Source organism: Eudoraea sp. (assembly GCF_049669105.1).
In the GTDB taxonomy this organism is placed as follows: domain Bacteria; phylum Bacteroidota; class Bacteroidia; order Flavobacteriales; family Flavobacteriaceae; genus Eudoraea.
Window position 1 is genome coordinate 1 of the sequence record NZ_JBATKE010000027.1, and the last position, 1602, is coordinate 1602.

The window sequence follows — 1602 nt, forward strand, 5'->3', positions numbered from 1 at the left end:
ACCAGGCAATCTTTTTCGCCAAACTCCAGACCCGATATTTCAACAAAACCCCACAGGCTGCTGCTGCAAACCCCGCTACAAAATAGTTCGTATACCTTGCCATGGTTAAGGAATGCAACGCGAAACAGTTTTTCAGTATCCGGTTTGGACATGCTTTATCTCAATTTGATTTGTGCAGTAGCTCGAACCAGCAAAGCGAATATCAAACCCAGTGCAAAACCCGCCATATGCGTCCACCAGGCCACTATTCCCGTTATGGGGCCGAGAACGGTATAAACCAACTGTAACGTAAACCAGGACCCAATCACCAACAGGGCCGGCACGCGGGCAAACTGAAGGTAGAGTCCCAATGGCAGCAGCATGCCGATCCGACGGGACGGGAACAGCCCGAGGTAAGCGCCAACCACTGCTGAAATCGCGCCGCTGGCGCCAACGATGGGTGACGTCAAATCCGGCAAACGCATCGTCACAAACAGGTTGGATAACGCACCGCCCAACACGAATACCAATACCATGCCCAGGCTGCCCAGGCGGCGCTCCAGCGGCATTCCAAACACCCATAAATAAACCATGTTTCCCAATAGGTGTAACCAACTGGCGTGAATGAATATTGCACTGACCAGGGTCAGAAGCTGGGCGTCGGCCCACCCGGCCAAAGGGCGGCTGAATAACTGCGCCAGTTGGCTCGGCAGTACACCACCCAACTCCAGCATCGCGTTCTGGGCAAGTGGCGTCAGACCCGAGTGGAGTAACTTAACCCCGGTACAAAATAAAAACAGGGTTAGTGTCACCCATGGAAAGCGCGGTGCCGATCTTGACCAGTTGGTGACAATGCCCGAGTCCAACGTCTACGACCAGCGTCTGGTTATTATTTTTCTACCAGGAACTGGTAAAGACGATAGCTGAATACGACACCATCGCGCCTGATCTCCTTCACCACGAGCCCGGGCCGGGCGCTGTCCCCCTCGCCCAGGCGTTGACCGTTGATCAGCACAAAGCGGTCTGCCGGATCCGTGGCAAAGACAAGAACACTGTATTTGATTTCAGGCACATCTGAACGGACCGCATCTGGCAGTTCCCAGTAACCGATGGGGGCTGGTTCACCGGGATGAAATGGTTCCTCTTCAGCACTGGCCTGCTTAAGGCTGGTTTCGGTAGTCGAGCTGATGCTATCCGACGGGCCAATCGTTACCTTATCGTTACCGGCCTGCTTATTGATTGCACTTGTTGCCAATGCAGTTTCACTTTCTTCCGCCGGTGGTTCTTGCACACCCGAATTTAGCGAAGTAGCGGTGTTGGCGGCTGGCTGAAAAGATTCCACGGGCGTCCTTTGCTGACCTGCGGAAACACTGACAGTCGGAATTTCAGGTGTAACCTGGGCGGGCTCGTTTTCATTTACCACCGGTTCGGAAACGGTTCGAACTTTATCCACTGGCAGCGTAACCGGCGGCTGGTAAATGCCGACAGGTGGCTGGTACTGTCGCCAGGCGAACCAGCCGCTGAGAAACAATCCCGTCAGCAACAATACGATCAACGCACCGGCAGGAAGGGATTCGGAAACCGGGCCGGGTTGATCATCCGAGTGTATGCTTGGCGCCTCAT

The 1602-nt window shown here is 54.4% G+C and carries 3 protein-coding genes; all 3 read right to left on the bottom strand.

Annotated elements, in window-relative coordinates; all coding sequences use genetic code 11:
• On the bottom strand, nt 1-152 hold a 152-nt coding region (locus WBM60_RS02060), incomplete at its 3' end, for a DUF1820 family protein (RefSeq protein WP_424282697.1).
• A 3-nt stretch (nt 153-155) separates the two neighbouring features.
• Nucleotides 156-845 carry a rhomboid family intramembrane serine protease gene (locus tag WBM60_RS02065; RefSeq protein ID WP_424282695.1) on the bottom strand — a complete coding sequence of 230 codons (690 nt, stop codon included), beginning with the start codon at nt 843-845 and terminating at the stop codon, nt 156-158.
• Nucleotides 846-868: 23 nt separating this feature from the next.
• On the bottom strand, nt 869-1602 hold a 734-nt coding region (locus WBM60_RS02070), incomplete at its 5' end, for a general secretion pathway protein GspB (protein ID WP_424282696.1).